This is a genomic window from Lachnoanaerobaculum saburreum DSM 3986, from assembly GCF_000185385.1.
Classification (GTDB): Bacteria; Bacillota; Clostridia; order Lachnospirales; family Lachnospiraceae; genus Lachnoanaerobaculum; species Lachnoanaerobaculum saburreum.
Genome location: NZ_GL622296.1, coordinates 2,173,827 through 2,188,894, shown reverse-complemented (window position 1 = coordinate 2,188,894; position 15,068 = coordinate 2,173,827). Strand labels below are relative to the sequence as shown.

Sequence of the window (15,068 nt, the reverse complement as noted above, 5' to 3'; positions counted from 1 at the left end):
TAATATGCTGATAATAGATAAATGTTTTTGATGCCGCTTACTCTAAATGGGTAGGCGGCTTTTTTATGTAAAGGAGAATATATGGATAAAATTGAAATAAAGGGGAAAGTAAATACAGCTATATGCTATGCAAGGGTTGTAGAGGATGAGGCAATAGAGCAGATAAGAAGAATGTGTGATTATATTATAACTGAAGGCTCAAGGATTCGTATAATGCCTGATGTACATGCAGGAAAGGGATGTACTATCGGAACAACAATGACCATAAATGATAAGGCTGTTCCAAATATAGTAGGTGTTGATATCGGATGTGGAATGTATACAGTGAGCCTTGGTAAAGTTGATATAGATTTTGAAAAGGTAGATGAGGCGGCACATTATATTCCCTCCGGAATGGATGTATGGGAGGGCAGACAGGAACGCTTTGATTTAACAAAATTAAACTGCTACAGATATTTAAGAGATTCAAGGAGACTTGAGCGTTCTTTGGGAACTCTCGGTGGAGGAAATCATTTTATAGAGATAGATGAGACAGGTGATGGAAATAAATATCTTATAGTACATTCGGGTTCCAGAAATCTTGGGAAACAGGTGGCCGAGTATTACCAAAGACTGGCAATGAATTTAGACAGAGGTTATGGAGATTATCTTGAGAAAAGAGATGAGATAATACGAAGCTATAAGGAGCAGGGGAGAAAAAGCGAGATACAGAGTGCTTTAAAAGATTTGCATTGGCAAGTATATGAGTCTAAGACAAGCATACCTGATGATTTATGTTATTTATCGGATAAATACCTTGCAGAATATCTTCATGATGTGGAGATTTGTCAAAACTTTGCAAAAAGAAACCGTGAGTTGATGGCGGAGATTATTTTAGAAAGAACCGGATTGACAAGCCTTGAGGCATTTCATACTATTCACAATTATATTGATGTGGATGAGATGATTTTAAGAAAAGGTGCGATAGCAGCTCATAGCGGTGAGAAAGTTTTAATACCTATAAATATGAGGGACGGAAGTGTTTTGGCTGTGGGAAAAGGTAATCCAGAATGGAATTATTCAGCACCACATGGAGCAGGAAGACTTATGTCAAGAACTGCCGCAAAAAATAATTTAAACTTGGATGAGTATAAAGAAATGATGAAGGGAGTTTATTCCACTTCTATAAATGAAAATACATTGGATGAGGCTCCGATGGCGTATAAAAGACTTGAGGATATCATAGATGTTATCAAAGAATCTGTAGATATCATTGAAGTAATGAAACCTATTTATAATTTTAAAGCTTCAAACTGAGGGAATCTCTTTTCCCGGGCTTGAGGCGGAAAGGAAAAGAGATGTTTGTTTTTCCTACCATTGATTTGGTAGCAACAGGAAAAAATATTGTAAGACTTAGAGAAGAGTCAGGCTTAAGTGTAAGAGAGTTGCAGGATATATTCGGATTTGCAACACCACAAGCTATTTACAAATGGCAGCATGGAGCAGCTTTGCCAACCATAGATAATCTTATAGTACTCTCAACAATATTTAAGGTCTCTATGGAAGAGATTATATAATAGTAGAGACAAAGATAAGTGCATAAAATATTTGTATTGTCAAATAAAAATGTAATCTCCATATATATCTTATAAAAAGCCACATGTCTATATTCTATGGACAAAGTTTCTTAATCTCATTATTATTAATTTAAACAAATATATTTGTATTTTAAGCTAAGGAGGACATATGAATGTAATTTGCATAAATGATGACAGTATTGCCTTGGATACAGCTTTAATAAAAATAAACAGCAAATATGAGGGAGTAGAAAATTTTTTGGAATATATACGGGCTTATAATAACAAATTGAATGTCAGAAAGGATGATAATATTTATCCTGTAGAGATCAATAAATTTATAAGGTTTTATTCAGGGGCAAAGCAGATATATGCACAGACTGTAAAAGAGGAGTTTCAGATTTCAAAAAGGCTTTATGAGTTGGAAACAATTTTACCGATACAGTTTGTAAGGGTGTCAAATTCTGAAATTATAAATCTTGATTATGTGTCACATTTTTCACTGAGTGCAGGTGGAATTATAAATATTGAATTCAGGAACGGTGTGAGAACAAGCTCATCAAGAAGGTATCTAAAAAAAATAAAGGAGATTTTGTATCATGAAAAATAAAATTATCAGCAGGATTGTATTTGGAATTTTTATAGGAATTGATATAGGTCTGTTAATGTCCATAATGTTATCATACTTGTCAGGTAATAAGATTTATCAACCGGCACCTGACAGATTTTTGCAGCTGTTTTCAAATGAAATTACTGCAATGATTGCATCGGTTTTTATATGGGCATCAATCGGTACACTGTTTTCAGTTACAAGTCTTATATTTACTCATACAGAATTCAGTATAAGTAAGATGACTGTTTTGCATTGTATTATAAACTATATTTTTTTTGTTCCTTTAGCAGTGCTTGCAGGTTGGTATTCTTTTGATGTAATTGATTTGGTTTCATTTACTGTAATATATATATTTGTATATTTTATAGTCTGGATTGTGTTTATGCTTATAAATAAAAGATATATAAGTGAAATCAATGCAAAACTTAATAAGTGATAACTATATTAATCAGATATTGGCTATTGCTTTGTCGGAGTTCATATGTTAAACTGGTGTGGTTGTGAATAAGGCGATGGTCCTCTGGAAGAAATTTTAAGAACATCAAAATAATAGGAGGTTTCACATGAACGATTTGATAAGAAGTATTGAGGCAGAGCAACTTAAGGTAAGTGTTGATGACTTTAATGTAGGTGATACAGTAAGAGTACATAACAAGATCCGCGAGGGTAACAGAGAGAGAATCCAGATTTTTGAGGGAACAGTACTCAAGAGACAAAACGGTGGTGCCAGAGAGACTTTCACAGTAAGAAAGAATTCAAACGGTATCGGTGTTGAGAAGACATGGCCGTTACACTCTCCATCTGTAGACAGAGTGGAAGTTGTAAGAAAAGGTAAAGTTAGAAGAGCAAAATTATATTATCTTCGTGACAGAGTAGGTAAAGCTGCTAAGGTTAAAGAGGCAGGTGCAAGATAATCTGAACTTAATATTTTCAGGCTGCTACATATGTAGCAGCCTTTTTACATAATTCTGAAAAGTCCGATGACTTTTCCAAGTATACTAACTTCATTCACCAGAATAGGCTCCATAAAATCATTCTCAGGCTGTAATCTGTAATAATTATTTTCTTTGAAAAATTTCTTGACAGTAGCGGAGTCTTCTATCAAAGCCACTATAATATCTCCATTTTTGGCAGTATTTTGCTTAGCTACAATAATCTGGTCGCCGTCATAGATACCGGCATTTATCATAGATTCTCCCTTGACCTTTAACATAAATATATCGGTGTTCGGCAGGAAATCGGTAGGTATAGGAAAATAGTCAGATATATTTTCATCGGCCAACAGCGGCATACCTGCTGCTACAGTACCAACCATAGGTACATTGACCACTTCTCTGCGTGTAAGATTGAATTCATCATCAGTTATCTCTATTGTTCTGGGTTTAGACGGATCCTTTCTGATATAGCCTTTTTTCTCAAGAGTATTGAGCTGGGCATGTACTGAAGATGTGGATTTAAGTCCTACAAGTTCACCGATTTCACGAACAGACGGAGGATAGCCCTTTTTCAAGATAGAATCCTTGATAATATTATAAATTTCTTCTTGCTTTGGTGTCAGTGTATCCATAAAATCTCCTTTATATGGGTATAGTTATAATACTATCCTAACATATGTTCGATTAAAATGCAAACAAAAGTTCGAAATATCAGCAGTAACTAACAAAAAAAGCCTTGAAAACTCAAGACTTTTAAGTGGAGATGACGGGAGTTGAACCCGTGTCCAAAAAACAATTCCCTGTTCTTCTACTATTATAGTTGCTTGATTGAATTCCCCTTTAAAACAGTCAAACAACAAACTGTAGTAAAGAGTAGCTTCATCATACATCTATATACTCAAAGCTTTGTATATAAGGTTTCTCACATAAGTCGATACAGATTCTATAAGTGTGAGTGCTTATAGGTCTGCAACTGCCTTAGGCAGCGTATGCTAAATTTTCTTCAGCGTTTATATTTATTTTTGCCATTTGACGCATTGCATACGAATAGCTTCACCAGCTGCATGTTCCCTGTCGAAACCGGTACATCCCCGGATGAATGTAAATACAGCATTTACACTCGATATTCTAGCATATAAAAAGAAAAATACCAATTAAAATTTTCTTACAACAGACATTACTGTATTTCAATATAAGTTCAAGAATAACCAGCTATAAGCTATATGTATAATGTAAAACTTTACTTTTAGTATAAATTATCTTACTATAGTAAAACGAAAAGAGATATAAGATGGAAAGAAGAGAAATGTTCAATATAGATGTAAAACTTACAAAGGATGATGAGTCTGAGGTGCTTAGATACCTTCAACACAATGGTAAGGAGATAGATAAAAATCTGCATTCACAAGTATTGGAGTGTATGGAAAAAATAAATGCCGTGGCAAAGCCTAACTTTGTTTTCAGAGAATGGGAACTTGAGAATAAGGGAGAGTTTCCGGCTGAACTGGACTTTTTTGTGGGGAACAGCATAAAAAAACATATAAAAGACTGTCATAAGCTCATTTTGATGGCGGCTACATTAGGGATAGGTGTGGATAATGCTGTCAGAAAAGAAGAACTTAAGAATGTAGCGAATGCTCTTATTATGGATTCCTGCGGCTCAACACTTATTGAGGCTGTATGTGACAGCATAGAAGCAGGATTTAGAGAGCAATATTTAAAGGAAAATAAATATTTGACATTCAGATTTTCACCCGGATATGGAGATTTGCCGATAACAATACAAAGGCAGTTTGTGGATGTTGTCAATGCTACCAGAAGAATAGGAGTTAATGTCAGTGACAGCGGTATAATGTTACCCAGAAAATCGGTAACAGCAATAATAGGAGTCATTGACAAAAAGCTTGAAACATTAAAAAAGAGTTGTGCAGGATGCAATCTTTTGAAATCTTGCAGGTACAGAAAAATAGGAGTCAGATGCTATGCATAATTTGTTGATACTTGACGGGGCAATGGGTACAATGCTCCAGGCAGCCGGAATGAAAGCGGGAGAACATCCTGAAGTTTTCGGCTTTGATAATCCGGAAATAGTTAAAAATATACATTTAAAATATATAGAATCAGGCAGTAATGTAATATATACAAATACCTTCGGCGCAAATGCACATAAACTTGAAGGATGTAAGATAGATGTGGATACCGCTATAGCTACCGCTATAAAATCAGCAAAGGAAGCTGTAGCAAAGAGCAAAAGAAAAGTAAAGGTGGCACTTGATATCGGACCTATAGGAGAGCTGTTGGAGCCTCTTGGAGTATTGAGATTTGAAGATGCCTATGAAATATATAAGGAAATGGTGGTAGCAGGCGAGAAATACGGTGCTGATATTATTATATTTGAGACCTTCACAGATCTTTATGATGTAAGAGCAGGTGTACTTGCCGCAAAGGAAAATACAAATCTTCCTGTATGGGTGACTATGACCTATGAGACCACAGGAAGAACCTTTACCGGAACAAAGATAGAGTCAATGGCTGTAACACTTGAAGGACTCGGTGTGGATGCGGTAGGATTTAACTGTTCTCTCGGACCTAAGGAAATACTGCCACTTGCAAAAAAACTTAAGGAATGGACCAATCTGCCTATAATAATAAAGCCGAATGCCGGACTTCCAAATCCGTCAACAGGCGAATATGATCTACTTGCAAGCGATTTTGCAAAGTTGATGGCTGATTTTGGTGAAATAGGAATAGAATATGCGGGCGGATGCTGCGGTACATCACCGGAATTTATCAGTGAGTTAAAAAAAGAGTTTGAAAATAGAAAGTTCTCTGAGATAAAGCCTACAAAGGCAAAAACCGGTATATGCTCCGGAAATGAGATGGTTGAATTAAACGGTGTAAGGGTTGTAGGAGAGAGATTAAACCCTACAGGTAAGAAAAGATTTCAGGAAGCACTTTTAAACCATGAGATGGAATATATATGTAAGGTTGCTATAGAGGAAGAGGAATCCGGAGCCGATATACTGGATATAAACGTGGGTGTTCCGGGCGGTGATGAAGTTGCACTGATGATAGAAGCCGTAAAGGCGGTACAATCTGTAGTTAATATTCCTTTGCAGATAGACTCATCAAATCCTGAGGCGATAGAAGCGGGACTTCGTGTATACAACGGTAGAGCGATTGTAAATTCCGTAAATGCGGAGGATGAAAGACTTGACCTGATACTGCCAATTGTAAAAAAATACGGTGCAGCGGTTATAGGACTTGCACTGAATGAAGGCGGACTTCCTACTACAGCACAGGAAAGATTTGACAATGCAAAACATATACTTGATAAGGCAATTGAGTATGGACTGAAGAAAGAAGATGTAATTATTGACTGTCTTACACTTACAGTTTCCGCACAACAGGATCAGGCAAAAGAAACACTTGAGGCTGTAAGAAGAGTAACAAGGGAGCTTGGACTTCATACAACTCTGGGTGTAAGCAATATTTCTTTCGGTCTGCCCGCAAGAAGTCATATCACAGAGAACTTTCTGATTCAGGCAATGTATGCAGGGCTTGATTTACCGATAGTAAACCCGAATATTGAAGGTATAATGAATGCGGTTTATTCTTTTAAAGTGCTGTCCGGAGAGGATAAGGATTCTGTAAAGTATATAGAGAGATTTGCCGCTGTAAAAGCCGAGACCAAGATTATACAGGTATCGGCTACAGGAGAAGTTACAAAGGAAGTGGTACAGGATGCCATATTAAAGGGGCTAAAGGAAGAAACTTATAATAATGCAAAAAAGCTTTTAGAGAGCCACAGTGAATTGGAGATAATAAATGAGTATCTGATACCGGCACTGGATAAGGTAGGTGATTTGTATGAAAAGCAGGTTATATTTTTACCGCAGCTTATAAATGCAGCCAATGCCGCAAGCTCTGCCTTTGAACTTATCAAAGAGGAGATAGCTAAAAAGGGCGATAAGAATGTAAGTAAGGGAAAGATAGTTGTATGTACCGTAAAGGGAGATATACATGATATCGGTAAAAATATAGTCAAGGTAATCTTAGAAAACTATGGTTACAGAATGATAGATCTTGGAAGAGATGTTGATATACAAAGGGTAGTAGATACTGTAGTTAAAGAAAATGTAAAGCTTGTAGGGCTTTCAGCACTTATGACTACAACATTGCCTGCGATGAAAAAAACTATTGAAGAGATAAGAAAAGTATCTGATGATTGCAAAGTGTGGGTAGGCGGTGCGGTGCTTACCAAGGAGTATGCGGATGAGATGGGAGCGGATTTTTACGCACCTGATGCCAGAAGCTCGGTTGACATAGCAAAGACAGTTTTAGGATGATAAATTATGGAAAATATTAGAGACTATTTAAAGAACAATATATTGCTTTTTGACGGGGCAATGGGAACATATTATGATGAACTTACAGATGACGGTATAGGCTGTGAACTTGCAAATATTAAAAATCCCGAGCTTATAAAGGGTATTCATAATGAATATATAGAAGCAGGTGCAAAAGCGATACTTACCAATACATTTGCTGTAGGTATTGACGTTTTTAACGGAGACAGAAAACTGCAAAAAGAGGTAATTGTTGCAGGAATTGATATTGCAAATGATGCCGCAAAAGACAGAGCATATGTTTTTGCAGATATCGGGCCGATTCATATGAGCAGAAATGAACTTGTATTTGAAGAGTACAAAGTTTTAATAGATATATTTTTAGAAAAGGGAATAAAGAATTTCTTATTTGAGACTCAAAGCAACACAAGCGGGATGGTTTTAAGTGCCGGTTATATCAAGGGAAAATGCAGTGATGCCTTCATAGCAGCTTCATTTGCAGTGATGCCTGACGGCTACTCAAGTGAAGGTTATCAATATAAGGCATTGTTTGCAGAGGTTACAGACTCAGGACTTTTTGATGCGGTAGGACTTAATTGTGTATCAGGAGCCAACCATATGGCAAAATTGTTAAAGGGAGTGGATACAAAGGGGCTTTATCTGTTTGCCAAGCCGAATGCCGGCTATCCGGTAGTCAGAGATGATAGGGTTTACTACAGTTCGTTAGCCAACTATTTTGCAAATCAGATAGAAGATATCCTTGAGATGGGTGTAAATATTGTAGGTGGTTGTTGTGGAACCACACCGAAACATATAGAGCTGTTAAAAAAGAGTATGAGTGGAAAATTAATAAAGCCAAGAAGAGCGATAAAATCAGAAAAAAATACCACACAGAATATCAGATTAAACAGATTTAAAAACAAGCTTGAATCGGGGCAAAAGGCAATAGCTGTGGAGCTGGATTCTCCGATAGATACAAATGTAAATAAATTCATTGAGAATGCAAAGAAGCTAAAGCTTGCCGGTGCGGATATTGTAACCATTGCGGATAATCCTATAGCCAGAGCAAGAATGGACAGCTGTTTGCTTGCTTGTAAGGTAAGAAATGAGCTGGACTTTGATGTACTTCCTCATATGACTTGTAGAGACAGGAATGTAAATGCTTCAAGAGGACTTCTGCTTGGTGCTAATGCAATGGGAGTTGACAATGTATTGGTGATCACAGGAGACCCTATACCGAATGCCCAAAGGGATGAGATAAGATCGGTATTTGAGTTCAATTCAGTGAAATTTGCAAACTTTATTAAATCTTTAAATGATGAGGTATTTGAAAGCCCTATGAATATATGTGCGGCTCTAAATGTAAATTCAAGGAATTTCAGTGCGGAACTTAAGAAGGCGAAAAGAAAGCAGGAAAACGGCGTTGAGGTATTATTTACACAGCCTGTTTTGACAAAGAGAGCTATTGAGAATCTTAAAGAAGCCAGAGAAAATCTGGATGTTAAGATAATGGGAGGAATTATTCCTATAGTAAGCGAGAGAAACGCCAGATATATGCAAAGTGAAGTGAACGGTATATATATTACAGATGATATTGTAGAAAAATATATCGGCAAGGAAAGAGAAGAGGCTGAAGAAATTGCCCTTTCTATGTCAAAAGAGATAGCAAATGAAATCTATGATCTTGTGGACGGATATTATCTTATCACTGTTTTAAACAGGGTAAGTCTGATGGAAAGACTTATAAAGACTGTGAAAGAGGTTTGTGAAAAGCGATAATATTTATAGAACTGACTTACATAGAGTGAGTCGGTATAAATGTTATAATACTTTATCATATAATCCTGTGAGTTGAGTTCAAATCACAGGATTATACAGTTAAAATCTAGCTCCTAAGCTTTTCTATACATTTTTTTAGTATTTCAAAGGTTTTATTGACCTCATCTTCCGTATTGTACTTACTTAAAGTAAGTCGTAGGGAGGATGAGGCTCTTTTTTTATCATTTGAAACAGCCATAATTACATGTGAGGGTTCTATGCTTCCTGTAGTGCAGGCTGAGCCAAGAGAAGCACATACTCCGTTTTGATTTAATAAAATTAGTAGCAGCTCACCGCTTATATTTTCAAAGTAGATATTTATATTATTAAAAAGTCTGTTCTTTATATCACCGTTTATATGAGAGCCTTCTATATTTTTAAGTATTAAAGAAACTAACCTATCTCTAAGGAATTTTACATATAAGCTGTCTTTATCTAAGGTTTCATAGGAGTTTTTCAAAGCATGTGCCATAGCAATTATACCGAAGGTGTTTTCTGTTCCGGCTCTGCGATTTCTTTCCTGACTGCCGCCATGTATTAGAGAGGTAAGCTTAATACCGCTTCTTATATATAAGAAGCCAACCCCTTTAGGTGCATGGAATTTATGTCCGCTTGCACTGAGTAAATCAATATTCAGCTCATTCACATCAATAGGCAGATGCCCTACAGCCTGTACCGCATCAGTGTGGAATAAAATATTGTATTCATGGGCAAGCTTTCCAATCTCTTTAACAGGTTGTATCGTTCCTATTTCATTATTTGCAAACATTATACTTATAAGGACGGTATCTTCTCTTATGGCTGACTTAAGCTCATTTATATCAATAATACCTTTTTCATCAGTATTCAGATAAGTGACTTCATATCCTTTTTTTTCAAGATAAGAGAGTGTATGCAGTACGGAATGATGCTCAATCTTTGAACTGATAATATGCTTTCCCTTATTTTCCATAAGTTCACAAGACTTTAGTATTGCCCAATTATTTGATTCACTGCCGCCTGAGGTAAAATAGATTTCATTATATCTTGCACCGAGGATATCAGCTATCATCTCTCTGGCATCTTCCATATCAGCCTTTACATCATTTGCCATTGAATAGCTTGATGAAGGATTTGCATAGTTTTCAAATAAATATTTTTTTGCCATATCAAAAGCCTCTTTATCCACCATAGTGGTGGAGGCATTGTCCATATATATCATAGTACTCCTGTTCTTTAGATTTATAAAGGTATGACAGACAAACCTTTATCAGATAGTCTATATACATCATATACAGTATAAATAGTATTAACAATAAAATAGTAAATGATTGAATTTAAATTGACAAGTATAAGATGATTATTGTATAAGAATTTTATAAATTATATGGAGGTGATATATGGGCTGGAGCGTAGATATTTTATGCTTTTAAATTTTTTTCATGAATATTTTAAACTTGTACCTGAGGATGTACTTTGGAACTGTTATTCAAAGGATAAACATTTTTATACTAAAGCTGACATAGATAAGATTTATAATAAAAAAGAGTGGACTGCCGAATGGATATATACAGATCCGAATGAGCAATAATATAGAGGTGATTATGAGATTTGAGGGTAGAATACTTGGTAAAGCCGGTGTTAATAAGATACAGACAGCACACATATTAGTTTATATTCTTATAGATATGGGCTACAGTATGAAATTTTCCTTTGATAAATATGCGTACAGTATATCATATATGAAAGAGGAGAATGATATTTTGTTCTTTAATGATGCGGAGCATATGATAGAGGTGTACAGTTATGAAAGAAATTTTGAAATACCGACCGAAAGAGCAAATGAACTGGGGCTTGAGACATATTATCGTTTTTCAAATATATTCGGGAAAGAACTGATTATTCTGGAACTGTTATACAGATATTTACAAGAGAACCCAAACGATATCTTTTATGTGGATAACGGGAGATATTATAATAAAGCGATGATTGACAGTATTTATAATGCAAAGCCGGATAAAAACTGGATATATAAACCATTATACAGCATTAAAAGTATAGCTGAATATATAAATATATTTGTATCAACAACTGTATCTTATATGGGCGGTATGGGAAATATAATGGATACAAGACATAGGGGAGAGATGAGTGTTGAACTGAGGTATGAGGGAAGGATAATCGGTAAAAGGAAAAATTCAAAATTCGGCACGGCTTATAGGGTAATAAGAGCCTTAAAAAAATCACATTGCAAAAATATAGTAAATATAAAAAGAGAGAGTTACAATATTTTATACGCAAAATGTAATAATAAAAAGATTATTGAAATATATTGTAACACTGAGATGACAGATATCCCTACAGATGAAATAAAACAGATGGGCTTTGAGACATATTTTAGGATTACCGATCTTATAGGAAAAGAGATGCAGGTGCTTGAAATAGTACATAACTATTTAAATAAGTTTCCCGAGGATATTTTCTATATTGATAACAGTTGTTTCTTTACAAAATCACAGATTGATGAAATATTTGATAATGAGAACAAGAACGAAAAATGGATATTTAAGAATAGAAAGGGATAGATTTTATTAGGTATCATGGCAGGAGATGTAGAAATTTTAAGAAGAAAAAATGATAACAGTTGTAGAGACATAAAAGATGTTGTAAATATACTGATGTCAAGAGGGTTTACTATGGAATATTTATATGATCATGGAGACTATTATCTGTTTTCTGTAAATAAACCGGATTATGATGATGATGGCAGATGGTATTTGGATGACGCCTCTTCATGGGCGGTTATATATGTTTATATAACAGAGGATAAATTACCGGATTGTACAGTAGAAGATGCTTCAGGACAAAAGACAGATTACTACAGATACATATATATTGAAGGGTACGGAGACAGAGCCTTTATGTATTTGAATTTTTTGCATGAGTATTTCAAACTGTTTCCGAAAGATATTTTCTCCGGTGCAGCAGATTATTTATATACAAAAGAAGATATTGACAGGATATATGAAAAAGAAATATGGACAGAGAATTGGTATGGTCTTGATCCGAAGACTTTATAGTATATTAATACAAATGCAATAAGTATATGATATACTGTCAGCAACAGATTTTAATATAATTTTTTTGGAGAATATATGGAAAAGAAAAAAGTAGTGGTAGGTATGTCTGGAGGTGTGGATTCCTCGGTGGCAGCCTATCTTTTAAAAGAAGCCGGATATGATGTCACAGGTGTGACTATGCAGATATGGCAAAGCGAAGATGAAGAGGATATGTCCGGCAGTGGAGGCTGTTGCGGTTTGTCTGCTGTAGATGATGCCAGAAGGGTGGCAAGGGATATAGGCATACCTTATTATGTAATGAATTTCAGAGATGAATTCAAAGATAAGGTAATAGATTATTTTGTAAATGAATATGTGCAGGCAAGGACACCTAATCCATGTATAGCCTGCAACAGATATGTAAAATGGGAATCTCTTTTAGAGAGAAGTATGATGCTTGGAGCGGATTATATTGCTACAGGGCATTATGCAAGAATAGAAAAGCTTGAAAACGGAAGATATGCACTCAGAACATCAAAGACAAGTGCAAAGGATCAGACCTATGCACTTTATAATCTAACACAGGATCAACTTTCAAGGACTTTGATGCCTGTTGGAGATTATGAAAAGGATGAGATAAGAGAAATTGCCAAAAAGTTTAATCTCAGAGTGGCAAATAAGCCCGACAGTCAGGAGATTTGCTTTGTTTCAGATAATGACTATGCTTCATTTGTAGAGAGTGAAATAGGAAAAAAGATGCCTGAGGGAAACTTTGTGACAGCTGACGGGGAGATACTGGGGAAACATAAGGGTATACTTCACTATACCATAGGACAGAGAAAAGGACTTGGCATTGCACTGGGGCATCCAATCTTTGTGACAGAGATAAGACCTGACACAAATGAAGTTGTGATAGGTGAAAATGAAGATGTGTTCGGATACAGTTTGGAAGCAAATAATCTAAATGCCATGGCGGTTGAGAAGTTTTTTGACGGTATGAGAGCTGTCGGTAAAATAAGATATTCACATAAGGGGGAGCATTGTAGCATTAAAGTAATCGGAGAAGACAGAATAAGGATTGATTTTGATAAAAAGGTAAGAGCCATTACGCCGGGGCAGGCAGTTGTTTTATATGATGAGAGCGGACTTGTACTTGGTGGCGGAACTATTATAAAAAGATGTGATTAAACTGATTTGCACTGTATAAAGGGTTGTACGGAGAAGAATATGAAAAAATATATATTTAGAATTTCCATACTGAACAGTATTATTATAAGCTATGTAATAGGATTATTTTTAGTTATAGGATGGACTATGATTGCCGCAATATCTTCAATTGGAGAATATGGAGAATTTAAGGATATAGCTGCCGGGGTTGTAGCCATTCCATTATGGGGAGGATTTGTAGGCGCCTTATTTGTATATCCTATAGTGTTGGCAGCATATCAACTGGCGATGCTCATCCTTGAAACAGATAAAACGATGACAAAAACAGGGGTGGGTTTTGACCAGATTGTAATATGGTATGGGCTTATTTTAGAATTTTTATATATCACACAGGCAAAATATACTACAGGTTCCGACTGGTATGAGCAGTTGCATAATTTAGAAAAGCATACACCGATTTACTCAGGCTCCCTACCTACAGTTATTGTAATATTTTTGATAGGTGTTATAGGGTATTTTTATTTAAGATTTTGTCCGCTTAAAAAAATGCCGCCGCTTATGGCAGTATTTTCAATATCCGCCATGTATCTTTGGCTGATAGGAATAATTGTTTTCACCGTACAGGTTTATGGTGGTGAATCTATGGCAGAAAGTACTCTTGATACATACCTGTTGACTTATCCTATTTGTATTTCTTTTATTATAATAAGGACAGTGCTTTGCAAGGTTCGTGAGTGGCATGAACTTGAGATGGAAAAAGAAAAAATAGAAAAAAACTCTTGTTTAAGCTTTTTTAATAAAATATTGTCAAAATCGGAACATTGGCCTGTATATGCCCTTATTCTTATGCTGCCTTTGCTTGGAATCATTATAGGTATATTATTACTTTTCGGTCAGGCACCAGATTCTGTTATAAAGGCGTGGACGGAGACTGCCGACTGGAGATTGTCAATGAAGGAAGCACCTCAAAATATCTATTATGATGAACACTATCTATGTACGGTAGCGGCAGGCGGACATAAAAAAATTGTAAAACCTATACGAAAAGGGGTACGCCATGGTCATGAGGTAATTGTAAACAGGCAGCTCTGTGTGGCAAATGCCTTTGAACAGATTTTAGAAGAAAAAACCCCACGCTTTCACAAGCTTGTCAGGGGAATATATGACAGATACGGCTTCCCTGTTGCAAGGCTGATAAAGAGTAAATGGATGGCAGATATTATATATATTATGATGAAGCCACTGGAATGGATTTTCTTAACGGTAATATATATGAGTGATGTTCATCCTGAAAACAGAATAGCCACCCAGTATATGGGGAAAAATGGAAGTAGCAGTTAATTAAGTTTGTATTTATTAGATTTTATATTCGAATAACAGCTATGAAACAACTTTTGAATAATAAGGTAGCGAGTGATTTCGTTGTATTAGAAATAGGACATATAGTTATATAAATACAATAAATATATGGAATACATATGATAAAATATGGGATGTAATTTATGGGAAAGAATAAGTTTAATGCACTTACTTCTGAAGTGCTGGATGAAAATAATAAAATATATACAGAAGCACTTGACTATGCTTTTGGC

15 protein-coding genes and 1 other RNA gene are annotated in these 15,068 nt (G+C 35.6%); 13 read left to right on the top strand and 3 right to left on the bottom strand.

What is annotated here, in order from left to right; translation table 11 throughout:
• Positions 1-81: 81 nt before the first annotated feature.
• The 5 genes from HMPREF0381_RS10035 to rplS all read left to right on the top strand — a co-directional run bounded on the left by HMPREF0381_RS10035 (position 82) and on the right by rplS (position 3,083).
• Positions 82-1,296, top strand: a complete 1,215-nt coding sequence (locus HMPREF0381_RS10035) for an RtcB family protein (protein WP_008751866.1) — start codon at positions 82-84, stop codon at positions 1,294-1,296.
• 41 nt (positions 1,297-1,337) lie between these two features.
• The gene (locus tag HMPREF0381_RS10030) at positions 1,338-1,556 is read left to right on the top strand and encodes a helix-turn-helix domain-containing protein (RefSeq protein ID WP_008751865.1); all 219 of its coding nucleotides are present in this window, start codon (positions 1,338-1,340) and stop codon (positions 1,554-1,556) included.
• A gap of 169 nt (positions 1,557-1,725) precedes the next feature.
• Positions 1,726-2,166, top strand: a complete 441-nt coding sequence (locus HMPREF0381_RS10025; RefSeq protein WP_008751864.1) for a LytTR family DNA-binding domain-containing protein — start codon at positions 1,726-1,728, stop codon at positions 2,164-2,166.
• Entirely contained in the window at positions 2,156-2,605 is a 450-nt protein-coding gene (locus HMPREF0381_RS10020; RefSeq protein ID WP_008751863.1) for a DUF3021 domain-containing protein, read from the top strand. The genes HMPREF0381_RS10025 and HMPREF0381_RS10020 overlap by 11 nt, the downstream gene beginning before the upstream one ends.
• A gap of 127 nt (positions 2,606-2,732) precedes the next feature.
• On the top strand, positions 2,733-3,083 hold the full coding sequence (rplS, locus tag HMPREF0381_RS10015) for a 50S ribosomal protein L19 (RefSeq protein ID WP_008751862.1): 351 nt from the start codon (positions 2,733-2,735) through the stop codon (positions 3,081-3,083).
• Between the two features lie 44 nt (positions 3,084-3,127).
• Here the strand turns inward: rplS and lexA are convergent, their stop codons facing one another.
• Positions 3,128-3,736: a transcriptional repressor LexA gene (gene lexA, locus HMPREF0381_RS10010; protein WP_008751861.1), complete on the bottom strand. Its 609-nt coding sequence runs from the start codon at positions 3,734-3,736 to the stop codon at positions 3,128-3,130.
• A gap of 123 nt (positions 3,737-3,859) precedes the next feature.
• Positions 3,860-4,197, bottom strand: a transfer-messenger RNA (tmRNA) gene (gene ssrA, locus HMPREF0381_RS14655).
• Between the two features lie 198 nt (positions 4,198-4,395).
• Here ssrA and HMPREF0381_RS10005 point away from each other — a divergent pair.
• The 3 genes from HMPREF0381_RS10005 to HMPREF0381_RS09995 are packed head-to-tail and all read left to right on the top strand — an operon-like array spanning position 4,396 to position 9,232.
• The gene (locus tag HMPREF0381_RS10005; protein WP_008751860.1) at positions 4,396-5,094 is read left to right on the top strand and encodes a vitamin B12 dependent-methionine synthase activation domain-containing protein; all 699 of its coding nucleotides are present in this window, start codon (positions 4,396-4,398) and stop codon (positions 5,092-5,094) included.
• On the top strand, positions 5,087-7,453 hold the full coding sequence (locus tag HMPREF0381_RS10000; RefSeq protein WP_008751859.1) for a homocysteine S-methyltransferase family protein: 2,367 nt from the start codon (positions 5,087-5,089) through the stop codon (positions 7,451-7,453). The genes HMPREF0381_RS10005 and HMPREF0381_RS10000 overlap by 8 nt, the downstream gene beginning before the upstream one ends.
• 6 nt (positions 7,454-7,459) lie before the next feature.
• Positions 7,460-9,232 (top strand): bifunctional homocysteine S-methyltransferase/methylenetetrahydrofolate reductase, encoded by a 1,773-nt coding sequence (locus HMPREF0381_RS09995; RefSeq protein WP_008751858.1) that lies wholly within the window; start codon positions 7,460-7,462, stop codon positions 9,230-9,232.
• Between the two features lie 106 nt (positions 9,233-9,338).
• Here the strand turns inward: HMPREF0381_RS09995 and HMPREF0381_RS09990 are convergent, their stop codons facing one another.
• A complete protein-coding gene (locus tag HMPREF0381_RS09990) occupies positions 9,339-10,472 on the bottom strand; it encodes a cysteine desulfurase family protein (protein ID WP_008751857.1) in 1,134 nt (377 codons plus the stop codon).
• Between the two features lie 201 nt (positions 10,473-10,673).
• Between HMPREF0381_RS09990 and HMPREF0381_RS09985 the strand changes: the two genes are divergently transcribed.
• The 5 genes from HMPREF0381_RS09985 (at position 10,674) to HMPREF0381_RS09965 (ending at position 14,817) form a co-directional block, all read left to right on the top strand.
• Positions 10,674-10,841 (top strand): oligoendopeptidase F, encoded by a 168-nt coding sequence (locus tag HMPREF0381_RS09985; protein ID WP_242824421.1) that lies wholly within the window; start codon positions 10,674-10,676, stop codon positions 10,839-10,841.
• Positions 10,842-10,854: 13 nt separating this feature from the next.
• Positions 10,855-11,835, top strand: a complete 981-nt coding sequence (locus HMPREF0381_RS09980) for a hypothetical protein (protein WP_040461368.1) — start codon at positions 10,855-10,857, stop codon at positions 11,833-11,835.
• Between the two features lie 15 nt (positions 11,836-11,850).
• On the top strand, positions 11,851-12,330 hold the full coding sequence (locus HMPREF0381_RS09975; protein ID WP_008751854.1) for a hypothetical protein: 480 nt from the start codon (positions 11,851-11,853) through the stop codon (positions 12,328-12,330).
• Between the two features lie 75 nt (positions 12,331-12,405).
• Entirely contained in the window at positions 12,406-13,497 is a 1,092-nt protein-coding gene (mnmA, locus tag HMPREF0381_RS09970) for a tRNA 2-thiouridine(34) synthase MnmA (RefSeq protein WP_008751853.1), read from the top strand.
• Positions 13,498-13,536: 39 nt separating this feature from the next.
• Positions 13,537-14,817, top strand: a complete 1,281-nt coding sequence (locus HMPREF0381_RS09965; protein WP_008751852.1) for a DUF6688 domain-containing protein — start codon at positions 13,537-13,539, stop codon at positions 14,815-14,817.
• Positions 14,818-15,068 lie beyond the last annotated feature (251 nt).

Coding starts and splice junctions, on each gene's coding strand:
- HMPREF0381_RS10035 (WP_008751866.1), top strand. CDS start 82: ATGGATAAAATTGAAATAAAGGGGAAAGTAAATACAGCTATATGCTAT.
- HMPREF0381_RS10030 (WP_008751865.1), top strand. CDS start 1,338: ATGTTTGTTTTTCCTACCATTGATTTGGTAGCAACAGGAAAAAATATT.
- HMPREF0381_RS10025 (WP_008751864.1), top strand. CDS start 1,726: ATGAATGTAATTTGCATAAATGATGACAGTATTGCCTTGGATACAGCT.
- HMPREF0381_RS10020 (WP_008751863.1), top strand. CDS start 2,156: ATGAAAAATAAAATTATCAGCAGGATTGTATTTGGAATTTTTATAGGA.
- rplS (WP_008751862.1), top strand. CDS start 2,733: ATGAACGATTTGATAAGAAGTATTGAGGCAGAGCAACTTAAGGTAAGT.
- lexA (WP_008751861.1), bottom strand. CDS start 3,736: ATGGATACACTGACACCAAAGCAAGAAGAAATTTATAATATTATCAAG.
- HMPREF0381_RS10005 (WP_008751860.1), top strand. CDS start 4,396: ATGGAAAGAAGAGAAATGTTCAATATAGATGTAAAACTTACAAAGGAT.
- HMPREF0381_RS10000 (WP_008751859.1), top strand. CDS start 5,087: ATGCATAATTTGTTGATACTTGACGGGGCAATGGGTACAATGCTCCAG.
- HMPREF0381_RS09995 (WP_008751858.1), top strand. CDS start 7,460: ATGGAAAATATTAGAGACTATTTAAAGAACAATATATTGCTTTTTGAC.
- HMPREF0381_RS09990 (WP_008751857.1), bottom strand. CDS start 10,472: ATGATATATATGGACAATGCCTCCACCACTATGGTGGATAAAGAGGCT.
- HMPREF0381_RS09985 (WP_242824421.1), top strand. CDS start 10,674: ATGCTTTTAAATTTTTTTCATGAATATTTTAAACTTGTACCTGAGGAT.
- HMPREF0381_RS09980 (WP_040461368.1), top strand. CDS start 10,855: ATGAGATTTGAGGGTAGAATACTTGGTAAAGCCGGTGTTAATAAGATA.
- HMPREF0381_RS09975 (WP_008751854.1), top strand. CDS start 11,851: ATGGCAGGAGATGTAGAAATTTTAAGAAGAAAAAATGATAACAGTTGT.
- mnmA (WP_008751853.1), top strand. CDS start 12,406: ATGGAAAAGAAAAAAGTAGTGGTAGGTATGTCTGGAGGTGTGGATTCC.
- HMPREF0381_RS09965 (WP_008751852.1), top strand. CDS start 13,537: ATGAAAAAATATATATTTAGAATTTCCATACTGAACAGTATTATTATA.